The sequence below is a fragment of the Streptosporangium heterodermiicola genome, from assembly GCF_051390675.1.
Classification (GTDB): domain Bacteria; phylum Actinomycetota; class Actinomycetes; order Streptosporangiales; family Streptosporangiaceae; genus Streptosporangium.
The window spans coordinates 51955-73533 of the sequence record NZ_JBPJSR010000009.1 but is presented as its reverse complement, the minus strand read 5'-3'; the positions used below and the strand labels follow the sequence as shown (position 1 = coordinate 73533).

Annotated in this window: 20 protein-coding genes; 7 read left to right on the top strand and 13 right to left on the bottom strand. The window is 71.1% G+C overall.

Annotation, left to right across the window (positions count from 1 at the left end):
* Window positions 1-156: 156 nt before the first annotated feature.
* Together ACSC1Q_RS20630 and ACSC1Q_RS43360 are read right to left on the bottom strand one after the other, a co-directional pair.
* Entirely contained in the window at window positions 157-693 is a 537-nt protein-coding gene (locus ACSC1Q_RS20630) for an NUDIX domain-containing protein (RefSeq protein WP_436760330.1), read from the bottom strand.
* Window positions 690-1925, bottom strand: a complete 1236-nt coding sequence (locus ACSC1Q_RS43360) for an NsdA family TPR-like regulatory protein (RefSeq protein ID WP_495573946.1) — start codon at window positions 1923-1925, stop codon at window positions 690-692. The genes ACSC1Q_RS20630 and ACSC1Q_RS43360 overlap by 4 nt, the downstream gene beginning before the upstream one ends.
* A 365-nt stretch (window positions 1926-2290) precedes the next feature.
* Here ACSC1Q_RS43360 and ACSC1Q_RS20620 point away from each other — a divergent pair, with 365 nt between their 5' ends.
* From ACSC1Q_RS20620 to ACSC1Q_RS20610, 3 genes are read left to right on the top strand one after another with little or no spacing between them, the layout of a single operon-like run.
* Window positions 2291-2752, top strand: coding sequence for a hypothetical protein (locus ACSC1Q_RS20620; protein ID WP_436760328.1), 462 nt, complete (start codon window positions 2291-2293; stop codon window positions 2750-2752).
* Window positions 2753-2763: 11 nt separating this feature from the next.
* Window positions 2764-3081 (top strand): hypothetical protein, encoded by a 318-nt coding sequence (locus tag ACSC1Q_RS20615; RefSeq protein ID WP_436760327.1) that lies wholly within the window; start codon window positions 2764-2766, stop codon window positions 3079-3081.
* Complete coding sequence (locus ACSC1Q_RS20610) at window positions 3078-3602, top strand: hypothetical protein (RefSeq protein WP_436760326.1); 525 nt, start codon at window positions 3078-3080, stop codon at window positions 3600-3602. Before ACSC1Q_RS20615 ends, ACSC1Q_RS20610 begins: the two co-directional genes overlap by 4 nt.
* Before the next feature lie 204 nt (window positions 3603-3806).
* Here ACSC1Q_RS20610 and ACSC1Q_RS20605 read toward each other — a convergent pair whose 3' ends face one another.
* The 7 genes from ACSC1Q_RS20605 to ACSC1Q_RS20575 all read right to left on the bottom strand — a co-directional run bounded on the left by ACSC1Q_RS20605 (window position 3807) and on the right by ACSC1Q_RS20575 (window position 11183).
* Entirely contained in the window at window positions 3807-4682 is an 876-nt protein-coding gene (locus ACSC1Q_RS20605; RefSeq protein ID WP_436760325.1) for a sugar kinase, read from the bottom strand.
* Window positions 4683-4695: 13 nt separating this feature from the next.
* Complete coding sequence (locus ACSC1Q_RS20600) at window positions 4696-5577, bottom strand: glycosyltransferase family 2 protein (protein ID WP_436760557.1); 882 nt, start codon at window positions 5575-5577, stop codon at window positions 4696-4698.
* A gap of 195 nt (window positions 5578-5772) precedes the next feature.
* Window positions 5773-6540: a CDP-alcohol phosphatidyltransferase family protein gene (locus ACSC1Q_RS20595; RefSeq protein WP_436760324.1), complete on the bottom strand. Its 768-nt coding sequence runs from the start codon at window positions 6538-6540 to the stop codon at window positions 5773-5775.
* The gene (locus tag ACSC1Q_RS20590) at window positions 6518-7558 is read right to left on the bottom strand and encodes an iron-containing alcohol dehydrogenase family protein (protein ID WP_344743295.1); all 1041 of its coding nucleotides are present in this window, start codon (window positions 7556-7558) and stop codon (window positions 6518-6520) included. The genes ACSC1Q_RS20595 and ACSC1Q_RS20590 overlap by 23 nt, the downstream gene beginning before the upstream one ends.
* A 5-nt stretch (window positions 7559-7563) precedes the next feature.
* The gene (locus ACSC1Q_RS20585; protein WP_436760323.1) at window positions 7564-8298 is read right to left on the bottom strand and encodes a phosphocholine cytidylyltransferase family protein; all 735 of its coding nucleotides are present in this window, start codon (window positions 8296-8298) and stop codon (window positions 7564-7566) included.
* Window positions 8299-8404: 106 nt separating this feature from the next.
* Window positions 8405-9028: a DUF5941 domain-containing protein gene (locus ACSC1Q_RS20580; protein ID WP_436760322.1), complete on the bottom strand. Its 624-nt coding sequence runs from the start codon at window positions 9026-9028 to the stop codon at window positions 8405-8407.
* A 259-nt stretch (window positions 9029-9287) separates the two neighbouring features.
* Window positions 9288-11183: a CDP-alcohol phosphatidyltransferase family protein gene (locus ACSC1Q_RS20575; protein WP_436760321.1), complete on the bottom strand. Its 1896-nt coding sequence runs from the start codon at window positions 11181-11183 to the stop codon at window positions 9288-9290.
* Between the two features lie 155 nt (window positions 11184-11338).
* Between ACSC1Q_RS20575 and ACSC1Q_RS20570 the strand changes: the two genes are divergently transcribed.
* Complete coding sequence (locus ACSC1Q_RS20570) at window positions 11339-12691, top strand: SDR family oxidoreductase (RefSeq protein WP_436760320.1); 1353 nt, start codon at window positions 11339-11341, stop codon at window positions 12689-12691.
* A 23-nt stretch (window positions 12692-12714) separates the two neighbouring features.
* Here ACSC1Q_RS20570 and ACSC1Q_RS20565 read toward each other — a convergent pair whose 3' ends face one another.
* On the bottom strand, window positions 12715-13746 hold the full coding sequence (locus ACSC1Q_RS20565; protein WP_436760556.1) for a glycosyltransferase family 2 protein: 1032 nt from the start codon (window positions 13744-13746) through the stop codon (window positions 12715-12717).
* Window positions 13747-13839: 93 nt separating this feature from the next.
* On the opposite strand from ACSC1Q_RS20565, the gene ACSC1Q_RS20560 reads away from it, so the two are divergent.
* The 3 genes from ACSC1Q_RS20560 (at window position 13840) to ACSC1Q_RS20550 (ending at window position 16482) form a co-directional block, all read left to right on the top strand.
* Window positions 13840-15318 carry an LCP family protein gene (locus ACSC1Q_RS20560; RefSeq protein WP_436760319.1) on the top strand — a complete coding sequence of 493 codons (1479 nt, stop codon included), beginning with the start codon at window positions 13840-13842 and terminating at the stop codon, window positions 15316-15318.
* Window positions 15319-15375: 57 nt separating this feature from the next.
* On the top strand, window positions 15376-15744 hold the full coding sequence (locus ACSC1Q_RS20555) for an STAS domain-containing protein (RefSeq protein ID WP_436760318.1): 369 nt from the start codon (window positions 15376-15378) through the stop codon (window positions 15742-15744).
* A gap of 342 nt (window positions 15745-16086) precedes the next feature.
* Window positions 16087-16482: an STAS domain-containing protein gene (locus ACSC1Q_RS20550; protein WP_436760317.1), complete on the top strand. Its 396-nt coding sequence runs from the start codon at window positions 16087-16089 to the stop codon at window positions 16480-16482.
* Here the strand turns inward: ACSC1Q_RS20550 and ACSC1Q_RS20545 are convergent.
* From ACSC1Q_RS20545 to ACSC1Q_RS20535, 3 genes are all read right to left on the bottom strand, one after another.
* On the bottom strand, window positions 16444-16932 hold the full coding sequence (locus ACSC1Q_RS20545; RefSeq protein ID WP_436760316.1) for a hypothetical protein: 489 nt from the start codon (window positions 16930-16932) through the stop codon (window positions 16444-16446). The genes ACSC1Q_RS20550 and ACSC1Q_RS20545 overlap by 39 nt on opposite strands.
* 958 nt (window positions 16933-17890) lie before the next feature.
* Window positions 17891-18940: a LacI family DNA-binding transcriptional regulator gene (locus ACSC1Q_RS20540; protein WP_436760315.1), complete on the bottom strand. Its 1050-nt coding sequence runs from the start codon at window positions 18938-18940 to the stop codon at window positions 17891-17893.
* A 7-nt stretch (window positions 18941-18947) separates the two neighbouring features.
* Complete coding sequence (locus tag ACSC1Q_RS20535; protein WP_436760314.1) at window positions 18948-21446, bottom strand: glycoside hydrolase family 3 C-terminal domain-containing protein; 2499 nt, start codon at window positions 21444-21446, stop codon at window positions 18948-18950.
* Window positions 21447-21579 lie beyond the last annotated feature (133 nt).

Genomic DNA, 21579 nt, shown 5'->3' with positions numbered 1-21579 from the left:
CGACCAGCTCTCGACCCGACGCCTTGTCTTTCCGCGTCACCGCGGCTTCTTCCAGGTCCGTGCCTGCGGATGCCTGAATCACAGTACTCATCAGGCGTATCTCCTTGATCAGGAGTTACCCCGAAAACCGTACAGTCCTCATGCTGTGCGGGTTGATCAGGTCGCGGGGTGGCCGTTGTGCAGGTACGCGACGGTGCCGATGTCGGCGGCGGTGACGGCGGCGGACAGGCGCGCCCACACGTACGGCCGCAACCGGGCCTTCACCTGGTCGTGGGTGCAGAACTCGAATGCCGCGAGCTCACTGTCGGCGAGTTGTAGCGCGGCGGTCTGGTCGGTGGTGAGGGTTCCGCCGTTGAAGATCATCATGAGCGAGTCGTCCCAGGGTCCGTGTGGGGCGACCCAGTCCACACACACCAACGCCATACGGGCGGCGGGGAGGTCGAGGCCGAGTTCTTCGACGAGTTCCCGGCGTAGGGCGTCGAGCGGTGGTTCGTTGGCCTCGGCCATGCCGCCGGGCAAGTCCCAGGCCGGTTTGTAGGTGGGGTCGACGAGCAGAACGCGGCCGTGTTCGTCGCGGATCAACGCATCGGCGGCGACGCGCTTGCGGGCCTGGCGGGCGTTACCTTCGGCCAGTCGCGCACGGTAGGCGGCGGGGTCGCGCTCGTAGAGCGGCCGGGGGTCGGGGTTGTTCATGGGGTTGGGCTGGTCCTGGGTTGGGTTATGTCGGTGGTGAGCCGGTAGAGCCATTCCCGTTGCCGCAGCGCCTCGGCCAGGTGGTCGAGGAAGTCCCGCGCACAGGTGGTGGCGCGGTGCGGGTGGAGCTGGTCGCGGAGGTCGCGCAGTTGCCGAATCACCAGGTACGAGCCTAGCGACCCGGTGGTGCGGAGAACATCGGTCGCGACCGTACACGCCTGCTCCAGCTCGCCGCGTTCGATGAGCACACCCGCCAGGGTGAGATGCCCGAACGCGCGGGAGCGGGTGCGGCCGGCCGGCCACAGCTCCAAGACCCGTTGGGCGTGGTGTTGGGCGGCGGGAAGATCTCCGAGCTGCCGCATGCACCGGGCCGCCTCTCCCGCGAGGGAGCCGGCGTCGAACGGCGACACCCACGGCGACGGCGCCGCGCCGTTGCCGCCCTGTAGGGCTGTCTCGGCGCGGCCCGGCAGCGCGCGGGTTTCCCGTGATCGCCCTGCGGCGGCGTGCCCGCGCGCCTGCAACGCCCACAGCCGCGCCGCCAGCTCAGGGTGTGACGGCCCCGCCGTGAGCTCTTGCTGTCCTTGGGCGGCGTAGTCGATGGCGTCATCAGGGCGGGCGCGGTGGTGGGCCAGGTGCGCCAGGCTCGCGAGCACGTGAACCCTCAAATGGGAATCGTCGCCAACACCGGACAGATCTCGCGCCCGTGTGAAATGCCGCTCCGCTCGGTTGTCGTGTCCGGCGTCGTGGGCCATCCACCCAGCCATTTCGGTGAGTGCCGCGGCTGCGGTGAACACCCCCGCCCCCTCATCCCCCTTACCGCCGAACAGCCGCGGAGCCACCTGGTCGCGTAGATAGGCGGTGACGGTCGCGTACAAGTGCGCGCCGCCTATCTGTGCGTCCACCGTGCGCCACGCCGCCACCGCCCCCGCGTCGCCACCGCCACCCGGTACAGCCGGGGCAGCCCGCGCAGCCACCGGAACCGGAGCGGGGAGCGGGGCATGCGCTGGTGGGGGCGCCGCGCGTTGCCGCTGCACCTGAAACCACAGCCGCTCCGGTGGGATGCACAGCAACCGCGCCCACTGCGTGAGCCTGCCCAAATCGGTTATCGGCGGGCCGTTCTCAATCCTGCTGAGCTGGGGTTGAGTTATGCCCACCCACGCGGCCACGGTCTCCTGCCGGAGGGGGCGGCCGTGGTGGGGGTGGGTGCGGTAGGCCGCGATCACGCGCCCCATGTGCCACGCATCGAGCGCGGCCCGCATGCCGGGATGTTTCCAGAACTCCGCCGGAACACGCGGCGGCCCAGCGGGCGCGCCGGTGGCGGCGCGGGCGCTGGTGGTGCATGACGCACACCTACCGCTGCTGTTGTCCCGCGCAAGCCATGCCCCGCAGCGGCAGCGCCGCGCCTGTGTGTCGGTCATGTGGGTTCACCGCCGGTAGACCGCTGAATCCCCGAGGGACAAATGTAACCACGCAACCACGCTGCGAATCCAGGTATTCGCCGGGGCGCATATCCATATGCGCCACTGGTCATGGTCGCACATGCGGGCCGCTGGTCACTGTGGAAGCACCCCCGCCGAACAGCGCACGGAGGCACACAGTGACCACGCAACACGCAGCACCGGAGCCGGTGATCGGCGGGGGCTACCTGGCGGCCCCAAGCCGCCCCATTGTCGGGGCCGGTCCGGTCACGCATCCGGGACCGCTGCCCGGATCGGCCCTCCCACCCACGGCGCGACGCCAGGCGGTGGGGTACGTGCGGCTACTCCCCGCCACCGACACCGCCGACCGTGACCAGGTCACAGCGCGCTTACGCGCGTTCGCGGCGCGGTCCGGGCTGGAACTGGTCAACATCTACACCGACCACCACGCCTACCGCCGGTCGGCGTTCGGTGAACTCCTTCAAGCCCTTTGCGATCCCGGCATCACCGCCGTGGTGATCCCCACGCCTGAGGCCCTGTCGGAGTTCGACGGCATCTATCAAGCCATGCGCGCCCTGATCGCGATGGAGACCGGCGCCGATGTCCTCGTGATGTCCCAGACCACCGAGGCCACACCATGACCACGTCGCCTATGTTGCATGAGGTCCACGACCGACGCCTGAAAGAACTACTTGGTCAGGTGATCGCGGCGGAGGTTCCCGCGATGATCGTTGACCAGGCCACCGTCGAAAAGTGGCTACCACGCCTGGCCGGTGCGCTGCTGAGAGTCAACCAACGCCACCGCGTCGACGCGCGCGGCCGGTGCCGACCATGCCGCCCCGCGCGCCTGCGTGCGCGGTGGTGGTGGCCCTGGTGGGCACGCTCGGCCCGCACCGTCCAACCCACGCTCGCGCACTACCTCCGCGACGCGGAGCCGTTCCTGTTTCCCGAGGATCGAGGGCAGTCATGAGCAACGACCGGTTCGCGCCCGTGCCGCCCACTGTGCGCGCCTCCGAGGTCACGCTGTTGGCGCTGCACACCGCGATCACCATCGGCGCGCAGGTCGCGCGGATCGCCGCCCGGGTGTGGGGCCTGCCCCACCTCGAACCCGTCGCCGAACAGACCGCCGAACACCTGATCGCCCGCGCGGTCGAGATCACAGGCCACCCCGACCCCAACCCCCGATATTCCGACATCGACCCCGCCACCCTCGCCGCCGTGACCATCCGGGTCCACCGCCGTGCCGATGCCCTGATCATCGATGTGTGGGACACCGACCCCACCCCGCCCGACACCACGCCATCTGACCCCCACATGAGTGCCGTGGACGCCCTCGCGCGCCGCTGGGGCACCTACCCCGCCCCACGCGGTGGCAAGGTCGTGTGGGCCGAGATGGGCGCAGACGATCACGCACCCGCCATGCTGGCACAGCCCGACGCCACCGACCACGCCGAGCCCAAAGCCGACGCGTGCCCCTGCCCCGCCGCATAACCCCACCCCCTGGAAAAGGGCGACCATGAGCGGCCTTGACGACATCCTGCGCGCCGCCGAACACGGTTTCGTGCACGAGAACAGCAGGCCGAACTCAACGCCCAAGACCAAATCAACCCAATGAAGTACTACTAGCGGCACCCGCGGACCGTACCGGGCACGCGGGTGGACCTCAGGCGCGGCGTACCGGCCGGGTGGCCGAGGTCAGCTGTCGAGTTCCAGGAGGGGCAGCTCGGCCCTCGTCGGCAGGCCCTGCCAGTCGCTGGGCCCCGACGAGGCGAAGGCCGCGAGCAGGCCGCCCCGGCGCAGCCGGTCGGCCGGGTGGAGACCCTCCAGCAGCGCGCTGAGATAGCCCGCGACGAAGGCGTCCCCGGAACCGCCGGGGTCGACCACCGGCGCGGAGAGGCTGGCGGCGTCGTGACGGACACCGTCGACCCGCACGCTCGCCCCCCGGGCGCCGCGCGTCACGATGACCTCGCGGTCCCCGGTGAGCGCGGGCTTGACCAGGTCGAGCTCGGTCTGCCGGACGAACAGCACGTCGGCCGAGCAGGCGAGCACGCTGAGGATCTCCTCGGCCTCGCGCAGGTCGGGCCAGAGCTGGTCGTGGTAGTCGATCGCCACCGAGACCGCGACCCCGGCGGTCCGCGCGGCGCGTACGGCGGCGTGCATGGCGTCGCGCGCGCTCAGCGCGGCGGTGATCCCGCTGACGTGCAGGACGCGGGAGGCCGCGATCCGGTCCACCGGGACGTTCCCCTGGGCGAGCCTGACGCCGGTGCGGTAGTACGTGACCCTGGAGGCCTGGCCGAGCCTCGACTCCTTCAGGAGGATCCCGGTCGGGGACCCCTCGTCCACCCGGGCGTCGGAGACGTCCACGCCCTCGCCGCGCAGCGCGGTGAGGATCCTGGCCCCAAGCTCGTCGCCGCCGACCTTGCCCAGCCAGCCCACCCGGTGGCCGAGCCTGGACAGCCCGACCGCGACGGTGAACTCGGCCCCGGCGACATCCAGCCTGGCCTCGTGCTCGTGGCGGATCCGGCCGCTGGTGACGACGCCGAATGCCTCGCCGAGTGTGTAGACGTCCACTGCGGATCGGGGGTCAGACGATCGGCGGGCGGCCGAGGCGGAGCATCCGCCAGGCGGTGTTCCAGCCCATGGGACGACGCTCGCCCGCGGGCTCGCGGAGCCCCTCGGTGAAACCCTTGAACCAGGCGCGCAGGGCCGGCCTGGAGCGCTCGCGGAGCAGGGTCAGCACGATCCAGTTGAGGAGGTAGAGCCCGGCCAGCACCCAGGGAAGGTTGCGGCGGGCCAGCCAGACCCGGTTGCGGGCGTTGAGGCGGTAGAAGTCGGTGTGCCGGGTCGGGGGGACCTGCGGGTGGTACATGACCGTCTGGGCGTCGTACTCGATGCGGTAGCCCTCGCCGAGGAGCCTCCACGCCAGGTCGGTCTCCTCGTGGGCGTAGAAGAAACGCTCGGGGAGACCGCCGACCTGGAGGAAGGCCGAACGGCGGATGGCGCACGCGCCGCCCAGGAAGGTGGTGACCGGGGAGGACCGCTCGGGGTCGCCCGCGCGCAGGCGGGGGACGTGGCGGCGCTGGCCGATGCCGCCTTCGGGGTCCTTCACCCTGAAGGAGACGACCGCGAGGTCGTGCTCGGTGGAGAAGCGCTCCCGCAGGTGGGAGACGAGCCCCGTGTCGGCGTACCAGCCGTCGTCGTCGAGGAAGAGGACGACGTCGCCCGAGCACTCCTCGACGCCGCGGTTGCGGCCCGCGGGGATGCCCGCGTTGTGGTTCAGCCGCACGCTCCTGATCGAGGCCGAGGACCCCGGGGGCACGGTGGCCGACAGCTCGGGAACGTCCGTGCCGTTGCCGACGATGACGACCTCGACGTCACCGTCGACCTGGTTCAGCGCGGACTCGACCGCCCGGTCCAGCTCGGGGACCCGGTTGCCCATGGTGAGGATGACGCACGAGATCTTCAACGGGTCATCGTCCTGACGCGTCGGGAGCACGTACGGAGCATACTTTCATGATCACCGAGTCTGCTGGGTCGGGAATTCTGGCGGGGCTGGAGTTTCTCGACATACCGGGGGACAAGCGTATCGGAACCGCTGGCGAACACCTGCCAAACAGCGGGGTGTTCGCACTTACGACGCGCCCGGACGCCATCCGGTTCCTCATGAGAGCCGCCTGGACGCCAGAATGCTGATCAGATGCAGGATCATCTGCAGCACGGCGACGACCACGCAGGCCACCACGAGGATCCTCGTCGCCGCCAGGCCGCCGTTGATCGCGTCCCAGATCGCGGCGACCACGATGAGGAGGGACAGCTCGACCGCCTGCACGATCCGGTGGAACTTCAGCGCCGCGGCCGCCTTGCGCGCCATGCCCAGCCCTCGCGACCGGAAGTGCTCGGCCGAGGACTCGGTCGCCGCGACCAGCCCGGAGCGGGCTCGGGCCACGTCGACCAGGTCGGTCTCCGCCTTGATCAGGATGGCGCCGAGCGCGGCGGCGAACCCGATCACGGTGTACCAGTCGGGCAGGATCTCCGACGCCCGGAAACCCAGCCCGATGAGGATGGCCGCCTCGGCGAAGTAGTGGCCGACCCGGTCGAGGTAGACGCCGGTGATGGAGGTGCGGCCGGTCCAGCGGGCCAGCTCGCCGTCGGAGCAGTCGAGCAGCAGGTAGAGCTGGACCAGCAGGGCCGCGAGGACGGCCGCCCAGAGTCCGGGCAGCGCGAGCACGGCTCCGGCCAGCAGGCCGGTGAGGATCATCAGCCAGGTGGTCTGGTTGGGGGTGATCGGCGTCTTGGCGAGGAACCAGGTGACGTAGATCGACAGCTTGCGCATGTAGAGAGCGCCGGCCCAGTGCTCGCCGCTGTTGCGGTCCATGGTCGAGTGCGGCTGGGCCACCGCACGGAGCTCAGCGACCGACGGCCCGGACATAATCCTCCACCCGATCGTGAATCTCCGGCTCCGACAGGCGCAGGTGCTCAAGGATCGTGTAACGGCCGGGGCGCGTGGCCGGGGCCAGCATGACCGCCTCGGTGAACTGGGCCGGGGACAACCCCACGTCGACGGGGGTGACCGGCAGCTCGTGCCCGCGCAGGCAGTCGACGACCTGGTTGAGTCTCCGCGAGTCCTCGCGGAGGAAGAAACAGAATGCGGCACCTATCCCGGCGAGCTCGCCGTGATTGGAGGTGCCGGGAAAGAGCTGATCCACGGCATGCAGGATCTCATGGTCTCCGCCACTTGAGGGACGGGACGAGCCCGCGACCACCATCGACATGCCCGACAGGATGAGCGCCTCGGCCAGCACGGTGAGGAACGCGTCGGACTCGATCGAGTCGGATCTGCCGATCACCGCCTCCGCCGAGGTCCGGGACATCGCGCAGGCCAGGCCGTCGATCGGCTCCCCGCGCTCGCTCGCGCCGAGCTGCCAGTCCTCGATCGCGGAGAGGTTGCTGACCACGTCGCCGACCCCGGACCGGACCAGCGAGGCGGGCGCGTCGTGGACGAAATCGAGATCCACCATGATGGCCAGCGGCATGGGCACGCCGAAGGAGCCCTTGCCGCCGTCGTGCGTCAGCGAGGCCACCGGCGAGCAGATCCCGTCGTGCGACAGGTTGGTGGCCACCGCCACCATCGGGATCCCGGCCAGCGACGCGGCGTACTTGGTCACGTCGATGGTCTTGCCGCCGCCGATGCCCACGACGGCCTCGTACGCGCCCTTGCGCAGGTCGGCGCCGAGCGAGATCGCCGCGTCGACCGAGCCGTCGGGCACCCGGAAGACCTGGGCCTCGCCGAGCGAGGGAGTGATCACCGAGGCGATCCTGTCTCCCTGGCCCGCGCCCACGGCCACCGCCACCCGCCCCGAGGTCGCCACCCTGCTGTCGGCCAGCAGGGAGCCCAGCTGGGCGACGGCGCCCCGGCGCACCTCCATCGACAGGGGGGCCGGGAGCATCCTGGCTAGTATCGGCACGCGATCTCCCGCGCCTTGGCGAGGTCGTCGTGGTTGTCTACCTCGACCCACGGGACGTCGCCGATCGGGGCGACGGCGATCTTCTCGCCGCGGGCGACGAGCTCCTGGTAGCCGTCCTCGTAGTAGAGCTGCGGGTCGCGCTCGAAGGTGGCCTGGAGGGCGTCGGCGAGGCGGCCGCCGATGCCCGGACGGATGAGCGTGGCGCCGATGTACTCACCGGCGGCGGTGGCCGGGTCCATCAGCTTGGTGATCTGCCGCAGGTGGCGGCCGCCGTCGAGGGTGACCTTCATCTCCTCGTCGGCGAGCTTCTTGACGTCGTCGACCGCGAGCAGGATGTCGGTGGTCGCCGGCGCGGAGAGCAGCGTCTCCTCGACCGAGACGGGGTGCACCGTGTCGCCGTTGACCAGGAGCACGCCCTGGTCGAAGTAGTCGCGCGCGCACCACAGGGAGTAGGCGTTGTTCCACTCCTCGGCCTTGTCGTTGTGCACGAGGGTGAGCTTCACGCCGTGCCGCCGCTCCAGGTCGGCCTTGCGCTCGTGTACCGCCTGCGCCTGGTAGCCGACGATGACCACGACGTCACGGAGATCGGCCGCCGCGAGGTTGCGCAGCGAGATGTCCATGATCGTGGTGTCGCCGTCGACCGGCACGAGCGCCTTGGGCAGCGTGTCCGTGTACGGCCGCAGGCGTCGTCCGGCCCCGGCGGCCAGCACCATTCCCAGCAACGTGCACTCCTCTTTCGGGTGAGAGCCTCCCGGCGGGCACTCCTAGGCCCCAAAGATTAGTTGCCTTCAGGCCCTGATCGTGTAATCGAGGGTTCGCCGGACGTTCTCAATCGTGTGCTCCGAGGTCGGCCGCGTCCACCCCGACCCGCGGGGCGGCCAGCCAGCAGGTGACGCTTTCCCAGGAGAAAAGGCACCACAGGTAGAGCGCGAGCAGGGCGAACACCAGCGTGACCTGCCCGGCGAGACCGCCGAGCGCGATCAGCAGCATCCGGCCGTCCCAGCCGAGGCCGGATGTGGCCAGCCAGGACGGCGGGTAGACCCGCTGCCTCAGCCGGTAGACGACGTCGTAGTGGTGGAAGGCCATCGCGCCGAGCAGCATGAAGATCAGCCACGGCGGCACGTCGTGCGCGAAGCCCACCGAGGCCACGAAGCCGTACTCGGTGAGGCGCAGGACCGGCGGCACCAGCCAGTCGAGCCGCCCGTCGTGCGGGTGGGAGCTTCCGAGACCGGCCAGCAGCAGCGCGACCGCGGGGGCGAACACCGCCGGCCCGTCGGTGCCGGCCACGCCGACCAGCAGCAGCACCCCGGTCACGAACATCCCGACGATCGCGGGCGGCAGCGGCGGGAGTTGCCCGGCCACCAGGGCGCCCATCCCCCTCGACAGCACCCCGTCGTCCCGGTAGGCGACCACGGCACTCCGCGGCACCGGCGCCATATGCACAGAAATCATGATCGCACCTGTTTTCCCACTCGCCCGGCGGGAGATCCCTCCCACCGGTCACGGACCCCGCCGCTCCGGGTGTTTCGTCTCGCCGGTCACGAACTCCGCCGCCCCGGGTCGTTCGTCTCGACAGTCACGGCCCCTACCACTCCAAGGCCGTTCGTCCCGTCGGTCACGGCCCCTGCCACTCCAAGGCCGTTCGTCTCGCCGGCCACGGCCCCCCGCTTCAGGTCGTCCATCCCGCCCGTCACGGACCCCGCCGCCCCGGTCATCGGCTGAGCGACCTGCCCGCCCGGCCGAAGAGGATGTACAGGGCGGCGATCCCGCCCCAGAGCAGCAGCGCGACGAAGGTCACCCGGGCGTTGAAGAGGGCGGCGGTCACCGCGATCAGGGCCATCCGCTCCCCGATGGGCAACACGACGATCTTCTTGAACCAGCGGGTGAGCGACGCCTTCTCCATCGCCCGCGAGAGCCGCACGACCGCGTTGCCCGCCCCAGGCCCGGCACCGTCACCGGCGGCCGCCCTGCCAAGGGAGCCCGCCCTGCCCGGGAAATCCGCACCACGCGAGGAGTCCGCCCTGCCCGGGAAGTCAGCACCGCCTGGGAAGTCGGCACCGCCCGGGGAGTCCGTCCGCTCCGGGGAGCCTGCCTGCCCGCTTCCGGCGCCCGTGGTCCGCTCGTCCGCGAGCCCCGCCCGGTCGCCTCCGGCACCGACGGCCGATGCGCCGGCCCCGCCAGTCCCGACGGCCCCGACGGCCTCGCTGCCCCCGCTCTCGCCCGCACCCACACCCGCGCCCGGTGTCCACCCCGCGTCGGCACCCGCGAACGCGGCCCGCCGCTCCGGCCACCGGGGCGACACCGACCGCCTCGCCTCACCGGCCGGGTGGGCCAGCGAACCCGCCCCCCTCGCCCAGGCCGCGCCCACCCGGCTCGCGTCGGCACGCGCCCCCGCGTACGAGAAGTCGATCATGTGGCGGAGCATCTGCAGGATCATCGCGGACACCGCCAGCGCCCAGATGCCGTCCGGGCCGCCGCCCGCGACGTCCAGCCCGGCCGCGTAACCGATGGCGAGGCCCAGGTAGACGGCGTACTCCTTGACCCGGTCGAAGGTGGCGTCCAGCCATGCCCCGAGCGGTGAGAAGGTCCGGGTGTAGCGGGCGAGCTGGCCGTCGACGCAGTCGAGCACGAACGACAGGTAGAGCAGGACCGCCCCCGCGATCAGGCCGGGCCGGGTGCCCACGGAGAACCAGATCGCGGCGAGCATGGCGAAACCGACGGAGATGCCGGTGACCGCGTTCGGTGTCAGGCCGAGCGCGGCGACCGCCTTCACGACGTACCTGGACCAGGAGCTCACCCCGTACGTGGCGAAGAAGCCGTCGTTGGTCTTGACCGCGGCGTCCAGCCGGGCCTCGTTCTCGTCGACCTCGGCCAGCCGGGGTACGGCCACGTCGGCGTCCGCCTGACCGGCCATCCGGTCGGCGTGCAGGCGGCCGAGCCTGGCCGCGCGCACCTGGACGCCGGAGCGGACCAGGCCGACCAGGAGCAGGCCGGGGACCTCGCCGCCGTCCATCGGGCCGAAGGCACCCGTCTCGGCGAGCTCGGCGAGCGTCTCGGTGGTCTCGGCGAAGCCCGCGAGGTCGGACACGCCGATCTGGAGCGCGCCCCTGAAGGTGCCGTTGGTCTCGCCGGCCTCGTGGAAGGAGGTGCCCGCGGCCACCACGGACCTGCCGTCGGTCCTGACCGGCGGGCGCGCCGGCCCGGGGGCCCCGCCCACCTCGCCCGTGTCGCCCACCAGCGCGGCGGTGTCGCGGGCCGGGTGCTCCACGAGCGTGGCCAGCGCCTCGGTGTGCGCCACCAGGTCACCGGCGACCACCAGCACCGGGCCGATGGACGAGCGGGCCACCTTCGCGATCCTGCGCAGGTCGTCGGCGAGCCCCCTCGACCCCTCGACCCCGATCATGTGGGTGCCGCCGGGCGCGTGGATGATGTCGCCGGAACGGGCCACCACGTGCACGTCCCGTACGGGAAGCGTGGCGAGCTGGCCGGTCAGCCTGTCGAGGAGGGTCCCGCCGGAACATCGAAGGCCCGACGTCTCGGTGGTGGCGAGCACGACCGCGACCGCCCGTGAGGCGTCGGACGAGACGATGGCGTGAGAGTCAGGCAATCCGGGCTCCTTCGTATCCGACGGGATCACCGTACGAATCGGGGAGTGCGCACTCAGCGTAGCTAGATCTTGACGGGATAGCACGGGAGCACGCCGGTCGATCGGGTACGCACCCATTACGCTCGCCATATCCGAACTGTCAAAGGAATCTGATCGTGGCCGAACGTGAACCGCGTCCCCGAACCGTCGGTGTGGTCCTGGCAGGCGGTGTCGGCCGGCGCGTCGGCCACGACACCCCCAAGCAGCTGCTGGAGATAGCGGGCAGGACGATCCTCGAACACACCCTCGCCCTGTTCGAGGGGGCGCCGGAGATCGACGAGATCATGGTCCTGATGGCGCCCGGCTTCACCGGCGAGGTGGAGCGGATCGTCGAGCGCAACGGCTTCACGAAGGTCGGCAGGATCCTGGAGGGCGGCGCGAGCCGCCCGGAGACCACCTGGCGGGCACTGCGGGCGCTGGGCACGCGTGAGTGCCTCGTGCTGCTGCACGACGCCGTACGCCCGCTGGCGGAACCCCGGATCATCGCCGACTGCGTCGAGGCGCTGAGGACCTTCTCGGCGGTCGAGGTGGCGATCCCGAGTTCCGACACGATCGTGGTGACCTCGCGAGGGCCGCACGGGGAGGTCGTCAGCGACGTCCCCGACCGGGCCCGCCTGCGCCGCGTCCAGACCCCGCAGTGCTTCCGGCTCTCGGTGATCCGCGAGGCGTACGAGCGCGCCTTCGCCGACCCCGGCTTCGGCGACCGGCCGCCCACCGACGACTGCGGGGTGGTGTTGCGCTACCTGCCCGACGTGCCGATCCACGTGGTGCCGGGCAGCGAGCGGAACATGAAGGTCACCCATCCGGTGGACCTCTTCGTCGCCGACAAGCTCCTCCGGCTCGCCGCGAGCGACGTTCCCGCCCGCTCCGGCACCGCCCTGCGCGACGCGCTGGAGGGCAGGACCGTGGTGGTCCTCGGCGCGGACGACGCCGCCGGCGCCGAGGTGGCGAAACTGGCCGGGCACCACGGCGCCCGCGTGTTCCCCGTCGGCTTCCCCGTCGGCGACCTCCGGGCGGTGGCCGACGCGCTCGCCCGGGTCGTCAAGGAGACGGGCGGCATCGACCACGTGGTCAGCGCGGCGGGCGCGCCCCCGGGCAGGATCGACGCGGTGGACGACGCCACGATCGCCGAGACCGTGAGCGCGAACCACCTGGGCCCCGTCACCGTCGCCAGGGCGGCCCTCCCCCATCTCCGCGAGACGCGGGGCCAGCTGCTGTTCCTCGCCCCCTCCCGCGCCCAGGACGGGACGGGAGACGGCCTGCGCTCCTACGCGGGAGCCGCCGTGACCGGCCTGACCCGCGTGCTCGCGGAGGAGTGGGCCGGGTACGGGGTGCGCGTCAACTGCGTGGATCCCGGACGGGCGGGAGCCACGACGCCGGGCCCGCACGCCCCGTACGCCGTCGCCCGTACCTCGCTGGACGTGCTCGTCTCCGGCGTCACCGGCCAGGTGGTCGACGCCCGCACCTGACCGGCGCGCTCCGGCGTGGCGGGTCAGCCGCTCGCGCGGTCGGGCCTGCCGAGCTTCCTCGGGCTCGTCAGGAAGCCCCAGCCCCACGACATGTGCATGGTGACGTAGACCAGCGGCAGCCGGACGAGCGCCGGGGCGGGCAGGCCGCTGCCGGTGACCGCGGAACCGGCCAGGATCGCCGCCAGGTAGCCGCCGGGGATCAGCAGCCCCGGCCAGAGGAACGGGGAGACCGCCAGGCCCGCGAGGATGGCCAGCAAGGCCAGGGGCGGCGCCAGGTAGCGCAGGTTGATCGTGCCCTCGTGGGTGCGGGCGACCACCCTGCGCCAGCGGCCGTAGTGGAAGTACTGCTTGGCGAGCGCCCTGAGGTCGGGCCTCGGCCGGTAGGAGACGCGCATCCGGGGCTGGAACCAGACCAGGCCGCCCGTCTCGCGGATGCGGTGGTTCATCTCCCAGTCCTGGGCCCGCTGGAAGTGCTCGTCGTAGCCGCCGACCCGCTCCAGCGCGGCGCGGCGGAACACGCCGAGGTAGACCGTGTCGGCCGGGCCCGCGGTGCCCCCGGTGTGGAACCGGGCGCCGCCGACGCCGATCTTGGACGTCATCGCGCGGGCCACCGCCTGCTCGAACGGCGTGACGCCCTCGGCCGCCATGACGCCGCCCACGTTGTCGGCGCCGGTCTCCTCAAGGGTCTCCACCGCGACCTGGAGGTAGTCGTCGGGGAGCATCGCGTGGCCGTCCACCCTGGCGATGATCGCGTTGCCGGACGCCGCGATGGCGGCGTTGAGCGCGTTGGGGGTGCGGCCGGTCGGGTTGGGGACGACGACCACGCGGGGGTCGTCGGCGGCGATCTCGTCGGCGACCTCCTGCGTACGGTCGCGGGAGGGGCCGATCGCGAGCACGACCTCGATCGGTCCCGCGTACCGCTGCGACAGCACCTGACGCACCGCCTCCCGCAGATGGCGCTCCTCGTTCAGCACCGGGATGACGATGGAGATGGGGGGCCAGACACGTGTCTCTGAAGACGACGCCGGCGCGGGCGAGTCGGGGAACTGCTTCATGGCGTCGCTCACGCTACTGTACGAACGGGTACCTCATCGACCCAGCTGGAGCCTAGGGGGCCATGCATGCGCGACCCGGAGGAGGATTCGGGTGTGCACGTAGGCGGCGACGCCTACGGAAGCGTCCGGGTGAACCCGAGGCGTGACCGCAGGTCGGCGAGGGGTGCCCGCACCAGGCGGCGCGGCCTCGTGATCGCCGGCGCGCTCTCGTGCCTGGTCCTGGGCAGCTCCGGGGTGACGTGGGCGCTGACCAACTACGCCACGACGAAGATCGAGGCGGTCGACGCGGGCGTCCCCGGGTCGCGGTCGAGCACCGGTGCCATGAACATCCTGGTGGTCGGCGTCGACAAGCGCGACAACCTCACCCGCAAGCAGCAGAACCAGCTCAAGCTGGGCCGCGAGACCGGCGAGCGCACCGACACCATGATGGTGATCCACGTGTCGGAGGACCACAGCAAGGTCACCGTGGTCAGCCTCCCCCGCGACACCTGGACGACGGTCCCCGGCAAGGGACTGCACAAGATCAACGCCGCCTACCAGCTCGGCGGCCCGAAGCTCGCGACGCGCACGGTGCAAACCGCCACGGGGCTCACCCTCCACCACTACGTCGAGGTCAACGTGCTGGGCTTCATCGAGGTGGTCGACGCCCTCGGCGGCATCTCGGTCTGCACCCCGGTCCCGATCAACGACCCGAAGACCGCGCTCGACCTGCAGCCGGGCACCTACTCCTTCGACGGCGTCAAGGCCCTCGCCTACGCCCGCACCCGCGCCACCGCCCGTTCCGACCTCGACCGCATCGACCGCCAGCAGCAGGTGATCTCCGCGCTGCTGAACCAGGCGCTCAGCGGTGAGACGCTGACCAACCCGATCCGGCTCGCCTCGTTCGTCGACACCACACTCGACACGATCCGGGTGGACGACGCGCTCCGCGGGGACCTGCTCGGCCTGGCCGACCAGCTCAAGGACGTCTCCACCGACGACGTGGCCTTCGCCACGGTCCCGCTCGCGGACGTCGACTACAAGACGCCGACCGGTGAGTCGGCCGTACTCTGGGACAAGGAGGCGGCCAAGGAGCTGTTCCGCAGGATCGCCGCCGACGAGACGCTGGTCAAGCCCGCCAAGTCCGCCAAGCCCGGCAAGGCGACGCCCACCCCGGCGGCCTCCCCCTCGGCTCCCGCCCTCACCGTCGCGCCGTCGCGGATCGCCCTCAGGGTGCTCAACGGCACCACGATCACCGGCCTGGGCGCGCAGACCAGGGCCGACCTGCAGAGAGTCGGCTTCCTGGTGCCCGAGACCCCGGGCAACACCCCGCGGAAGGACTTCGAGAAGACCGTCATCCGCTACGGCCCCGGCCGCGAGGACTCGGTGCGCACCGTGGCCGCCGCGCTGCCCGGGGCGGAGCTGCGCCCGCTGGAGAGCCTCGGCGACAGGATCGAGGTGGTCGTCGGCCTGAAGCACGCCCCGGCGAAGAAGGTCACCGTGAAGGAGGCGGCCGCCTCGCCCACTCCGAGCGCCACACCTGTCGCGACTCCAACAGCAAGGACAGCAACGGACAATATCTGCAAAAAGTGAGCTATGCGCATAACAGCTTTCCGTCAGGGCAGCCTAAAAGGCACGGAGGTGATGATCGTGATCTCGACATTCGATGTTCAGACATGGCGCAGCGGCACCTGTGTGGTCGTGCAGGCGACAGGCGAGCTCGACATGGCGGTGGCTCCCCGGTTGCGCGCGGAGATCGACCACGCCCTGCAGGACGCGGGAAACCCGAACCTGGTGATGGACCTGACAGGGGTGCCGTTCTGCGACTCGGTGGGACTGGGGGTGCTCGTGGGCACGCTCACCCGCCTCAAGGAGGCCCACGGCCGCCTCATGCTGGTGGTGAGCCCCGGCATGATCACCCACCTGCTGACGATCACCAATCTCGACCGGCACTTCGAGACACGCGACAACCTGCGCGAGGCGCTCGACGCCATGGCACCGAGCCACTCCCCGGGCTGACCCCTCCCAGGTCAAACCGGTTTTCCCGGTCGGCTCACGCCCCTCTCCCGTCACTCGGGAACCGGCTTTCCCGCACGTCGAAACCCCCGCGCGGACGAGGCTACAAAGCTGTTTCCTCGAATAGCTGGAACATATGCGGGTTGGCATCTACACTTCGCTTCGAAGCTATACGATCACGGAAAGCGATGATTCGCACCGTTAGGGAGTATCGTGGCTTCAGATGGTCCACCCCCTCCGCGCCCGCACGACGCGACCGGGGAGGCGACGATCTGAGGCCAGGCGTCCGAGCGACACCCCCTGGCCGGATACGTACATTCACGTGAGCCTGCAGGGAAGTGGGCGATGAACGCACTTCAACTCACGAGCGAGCACGCGAACGGCTTCGTGGTCATCACGGTGGCCGGCGAGCTCGACCTCGCCACCAGGCCGGACCTGTCGGCCTTCACCCAGGACGTCGTCGACGTCCGCCCCGGCACGGTCATCATCGACCTGGCCGGCGTCACCTTCATCGACGCCTGCGGCCTGAGCGCGCTGATCGCCGTCAAACGGTACGCACGCGAGCACGACACGCCCCTGCTCCTGGCCGGAGCCCCGCCGGTGGTCCTCAAGCTCCTGAAGCTGACCAACCTCGACGCGTCCTTCACCGTGATCTCCCGCACCGGGGCGATGAGCCCGCCACCGGGCTGTTCCGAGGCCGCGTCACACATCCAGGCGGCCTCCCCTCTCGCCGACAGATAGTCCCGGCCCCCGAAGAAGAGGGGAGCGAATCATCTGATCACCAGGGCTGCGGTTCGAGATCCAGGCCTCCGGCGCGGTGGCGACGGCGCCGACCCTGCCGAGAAGAACGCGGCGCAGGCTTCGCTGGACCGCCTCCAGCGCGAGGATCGCGTCGCCCTCCCCGTAGCCGGCGGCCAGCGCGGCGATGTCCGCGGCCCGGAACGTGTGACGAGCGAGGCCGCTGACCGTCTCGTTGACATGCGTTATCAGGCGCAGCAGGTCGGCGCAGTAGACGCTGGGATTGTCGAAGCCCGATCCCGTGCGGTAGCGGTGGGTGTAGAGGCCCCCGCCACAGGTCTCGACCACCGGGCAGGCCCGGCACTGGGCGGACAGGCCGGCCGTCCCGGACCGCCGGTCACCGAAACCCGGATGGCGGGCCACCTCGTCCAGGCAGTGGTCGCGGACGCTCATCCCCGTGGCGGGGGCGCCGTCGTACGCCGTCTTCAGGGAGTCGACCTGCTCGTACGAGCCGTCGGTCTCGATGACGACCAGATCGCTCGGCTGCGGGCCGAGCGACTCGGTGAGACTGCTCCTGTTGAGGAATGGTCACCGAGTCGGTCACATCGGTCGGGACCAGCGACTCGGCGTCCTCGCAAATGTTCTTCTTCACGTCGGCCATCCTTTTCGGGTTCGGTTGTTCGAACGGTTTGGATCTCACCGCGACAGCGCGGCCCCCAGGTCCATGGGGACATGCCCCGCTCTTCGCGGGCGCATAAATGACATTGGCCTTTCGCGCGAACGGTCATGCTCATCCGTGACAGGACCGGAACCGTCCGCCGCGCAAACGAGAATCACGGAACACGGGTGGACGGCTTTTCTTGGCGGCGGATTCGAACGGTGACAGGCGGTCGAAGGCCTGATCAAATTATCCCGATCCGTCGCGAAGCACAGATCCTCACACCCTACGCTCCCAAGATGGCGGGAGCTTCCCGTCCCGCCGAGAGCGCGGACCGGATTTTCGCCGACGCGACGCTCGGCCTGGGCGGATTCCCCGAAATGATCGTCGCCGCCACGCGGAACCGCTTCGCACTCCCCCCTTCCGTGTCGAGTGCCTTGCGGAGCCCGCCTGACCGGACCAAAACGATCAGGCGGCTTCTGTTCTCCATTCCCCATTCGAGAGCTGCGCAAAAGCAAACAGGGAATGACTGGAAGGGGCAAATCTACTGGCACCACATGGGACGGTCGTCCAGAAAACGGAATTAGGGCGACAGTAGGTGTCGTACAGGGGGCACAGGGCGGAATGATGACGTACGGGTGCTGTGGCCGTGAAGAGCGGCACTTACGGATGCGAGGCCCCTACCGTCCCGGGAGACGACGGCGACCCAGGAGTTCAGACAGCGGTCCGGGGCCGGCCGGAGAGCCGTCCGGGTCAGGCGGACTCTCTGATCACCAGGGTCGGTTCGAAGATCCGTGAGGTCACCGGGTGGTCCGGATGCTCGATGTGGGTGAGCAGCAGCCGTCCCATCTCGGCGGCCATGTCCTCGACGGGGTGGCGGACGGTGGTGAGCGGCGGGCGGCAGGCCAGGGCCGCGCTGCTGTCGTCGAAACCGACCATGGCCACGTCGCCGGGCACGTCGCGCCCGTGCTGGCGCAGCACCAGCAGGGCGCCCTGGGCCATCAGGTCGTTGGCCGCGAAGACGCCGTCGATGTCGGGGTGCTCGGCGAGCAGCCGTTCCATCGCCACCTCGCCGCTGTGGAGGGTGAAGTTGCCCTCGGCGCAGGGGATGTAGGGATGGCCGTGCACGGCCATCGCCTCCTGGAAGCCCGCCAGGCGGTCCTGGCTGGCCGGGACGTCGAGCGGGCCCGAGATGGTCGCCAGCCTGCGGCAGCCCCGGGCGACGAGATGGTCGGCGGCCAGCTTGCCCCCGGCCCGGTGCCCGACGTCGACGTAGCTGATCGGGATCGGCCTGGCCGGTCTGGCGAAGAGCACGGCGGGCAGCGAGGCGTCGGCGAGCAGCTTGGGCAACGTGTCCTCGGCGCTGATGGAGACCAGGATGGCCCCGTCGACGTTGCCCCGGCGCAGGTAGGTGATGACCTGGTCCCGGGTCTCCGGGGTGTCGGCGAACATCAGGATCGGGTAGATGCCCAGCGGGCGCAGGAAGCCGACGACACCCCCGGCCACCCGCCCGAAGAACGGGTCGGCGAAGACGTGGCCGGGGAACGGGCTCTCCTCGCTGCTGCCCGCCCCGGAGACGATCAGGGCGATCGTCCCCGTACGCCGGGTGACCAGGGAGCGCGCGGCCTGGTTGGGGACGTAGCCGGTGAGGGCGATCGCCTGCTTGACCTTCTCCTGGATCGCGAGATCGACATTGCGGATCCCGTTGATCACGCGCGAGACCGTGGCACGGGAGACTCCTGCCGCCCGCGCCACATCCTCCAAGGTCGGGGGTGCCGACACTCGCGGTAGGCCTTCGCTCATAGGGCTTTTATAGCACAGCGAGAGAGCGCTCTCCCGAGGGGTCTCGCGAGGTCGGCGGCTCCGTGCCGAGGAGTACCGGGGCGCTCAGCGGCAGGTCGGCGGCCGAGCGTCCGGCGAGCACCGTGAAGGCGCCCTCCTCGGCCCGCCAGGCGTGGTGCTCGGCCGACCAGTGCAGGAAGGCCCGTGCCGGGACGTCCACCGTGACCTCGACGACCTCGCCCGGCCCCGCGTCGGCGAGGGCGTATCCGGCCAGCCAGCGCACGGGACGGGTCACGCCCGTCTCCGGCCGGGACAGGTAGACCTGGACGACCTCGCGGCCGGCGCGCTCGCCGGTGTTGCGCAGCCGTACCCGGACGGGCAGCGCGCTCTCCGGGGAGACGTCCCAGGGCACGGAGACGTCCTCGTAGGACCAGGAGGTGTATCCGAGGCCGTGCCCGAACCAGTACGCGGGCGGCGCGGGCCGCCGCAGCCAGGCGCGGTACCCGATGTCGAGGCCCTCGGCGTAGGTGAGCGTCCCGTCCTCGGGGACGGTGGAGACGAGCGCCCTGTCGGCCCAGGTCGTGGGCAGCCGGCCACCGGGTTCGGCCCGGCCGAACAGCACGTCGGCGAGGCCGTGCCCCATCTCCTGCCCGGGGAACCAGCTCAGGAGCACGGCCGGCACCTCCTCGCGCCACGGCAGCAGCATGGGTCCACCGGAGTTGACGACCACGACGGTCGCCGGGTTGACGGCGGCCACCGCGCGGACCAGCTCGTCCTGGCGTCCGGGCAGCTCCAGGTGCGTACGGTCGGCGCCCTCGTTCTCGATCTCCTCCGTGGAGCCGACCACGACGATCACGGCGTCGCAGGTACGGGCGAGCTCGACCGCGGCGGCCAGCTCCACCTCGTCGGCGCGCCGGGGCGGGTCCGCGGCCAGGACCGAGGCGATCCCGCTGCCGGGGACGAGCCGCCGCCGGGAGACGAGCTCCACGTCCCGGCCCGCCGTCACGGGGAACCTGGCACGACGGTACGGCGGGGACAGGTGCACGGTGGCGGGGTCGTCGGTGTCACGCTCCACCTCCTCGTCGACCAGGACGTGGCCGTCCGCCTCCAACTGGACGTGACCCCATCCGGCGACGGCCAGCTCCCACAGCCCGTCCACCTCCGGGCTCAGCAGGGCGCGGATCTCGACGGTGACGGCGGCGTCGATCCTGGCGGGTTCCAGGACGCGGCCGGTGAGCCGGTGCTCGGCGTGGATCTCCGCCCCGGCGGCGTCCAGCAGCCGGACCAGGACGCCGGGTTCGCCGGTCAGGGGGTCGCGGGCGTTGTCCGTGCCCAGCGGGGTCGGCCGGTCGTCGAGGTGCGGGCCGGGGCCGTGGAGCACCTCCGCCGTACCGGCCAGCGCCTCACGGATGCCATCGAGGGGGGACACGACGGACACGGGGTACACGCCCGCGCTGCCGCCTCCCTGGATCCGGGGGGCGGCGGCGTTCGGGCCGATCACGGCGACCCTGCGCAGGCGCGAGGGGTCCAGGGGGAGCAGCGAGTCCTCGTTGCGCAGGAGGACGGTGCTCGCGGCGACGGCCCGGCGCAGCAGCGCGCCGTACTCCTCTCGCCCCTCCTGTTCTCCCTGTTCGGCGGGGCCGGGGAGGACAGGGGAGTCCTCGGCGGCGAGGGTCAGCGCGCCGACCCGGGAGGCCAGCCGGAGCAGGCGCCGGACCTTGTCGTCGATCGCGGCCTCCGGCACCTCGCCAGCGCGCACCGCGGCGACCAGCGCCTCCCCCCAGGCACTCTCGGGACCCGGCATCGCGAGGTCCTGCGCGGCGCGGGCGGCGGGACCGGTGGAGCGGACGCCGCCCCAGTCCGACACGACCACCCCGTCGAACCCCCAGCTCTCCTTGAGCGGGTCGGCCAGGAGAGGGCTCTCCGACATCGTGGTCCCGTTCACCCCGTTGTAGGCGGACATGACGACCCAGACGCCCGCCTCCACCGCGGCCTCGAACGGCGCCAGGTACAGCTCGCGCAGGGTCCGCTCGTCGACGCGGGCGTCGAGGGTGAGCCGTTCGGTCTCGGAGTCGTTGGCGACGTAGTGCTTGGCGGTGGCCGCCACCCCGCCCGCCTGGATGCCCCGGATGCAGGCGGCGCCGATCCTGCCGGTCAGCAGGGGGTCCTCGGAGTAGCACTCGAAGTGGCGCCCGCCGAGCGGCGAGCGGTGCAGGTTGAGCGTCGGGGCGAGCAGGACGTCCACGCCCTTGCGCCGCGCCTCGTCGGCGAGCAGCCCGCCCAGCAGCTCCACCAGGTCGTCGTCCCAGGTGGCGGCCAGCGCGGTCGCGGAGGGCAGGGTGAGGGAGGTGCTCCGTTCGTCCCAGCCCTGCCCGCGCACGCCGACCGGGCCGTCGGAGGTGACCATGGCCCGCAGCCCGATGCCCGGCTCCGCGTGGGTGGACCACACGGTCGCCCCGGCGAGCAGCCGCACCTTGCGTTCCAGGTCCAGCTTCTCCACCAACCGGTCGAGCTCGTCGATGCCCACGTGTGTTTCCCTTCGCTGTTGGAGAGCGCTCTCCAGTACGTCACGACGGTCCCGCGCTGTCAATGTCGGGAATTGTCCGGGAGCGGACACGCCCCCGTACCGGGAGAAGGCCCCGTGTCGAGAAAAAGCCGGA

Bases quoted from the DNA above. Each gene is read 5' to 3' on its own strand.
- ACSC1Q_RS20580 (WP_436760322.1), bottom strand. From the start codon at position 9,028: ATGATTTCTGTGCATATGGCGCCGGTGCCGCGGAGTGCCGTGGTCGCC.
- ACSC1Q_RS20595 (WP_436760324.1), bottom strand. From the start codon at position 6,540: ATGTCCGGGCCGTCGGTCGCTGAGCTCCGTGCGGTGGCCCAGCCGCAC.
- ACSC1Q_RS20610 (WP_436760326.1), top strand. From the start codon at position 3,078: ATGAGCAACGACCGGTTCGCGCCCGTGCCGCCCACTGTGCGCGCCTCC.
- ACSC1Q_RS20565 (WP_436760556.1), bottom strand. From the start codon at position 13,746: ATGAAGCAGTTCCCCGACTCGCCCGCGCCGGCGTCGTCTTCAGAGACA.
- ACSC1Q_RS20550 (WP_436760317.1), top strand. From the start codon at position 16,087: ATGAACGCACTTCAACTCACGAGCGAGCACGCGAACGGCTTCGTGGTC.
- ACSC1Q_RS20590 (WP_344743295.1), bottom strand. From the start codon at position 7,558: ATGCTCCCGGCCCCCCTGTCGATGGAGGTGCGCCGGGGCGCCGTCGCC.
- ACSC1Q_RS20540 (WP_436760315.1), bottom strand. From the start codon at position 18,940: ATGAGCGAAGGCCTACCGCGAGTGTCGGCACCCCCGACCTTGGAGGAT.
- ACSC1Q_RS20545 (WP_436760316.1), bottom strand. From the start codon at position 16,932: ATGAGCGTCCGCGACCACTGCCTGGACGAGGTGGCCCGCCATCCGGGT.
- ACSC1Q_RS43360 (WP_495573946.1), bottom strand. From the start codon at position 1,925: ATGGGGCGCGTGATCGCGGCCTACCGCACCCACCCCCACCACGGCCGC.
- ACSC1Q_RS20615 (WP_436760327.1), top strand. From the start codon at position 2,764: ATGTTGCATGAGGTCCACGACCGACGCCTGAAAGAACTACTTGGTCAG.
- ACSC1Q_RS20630 (WP_436760330.1), bottom strand. From the start codon at position 693: ATGAACAACCCCGACCCCCGGCCGCTCTACGAGCGCGACCCCGCCGCC.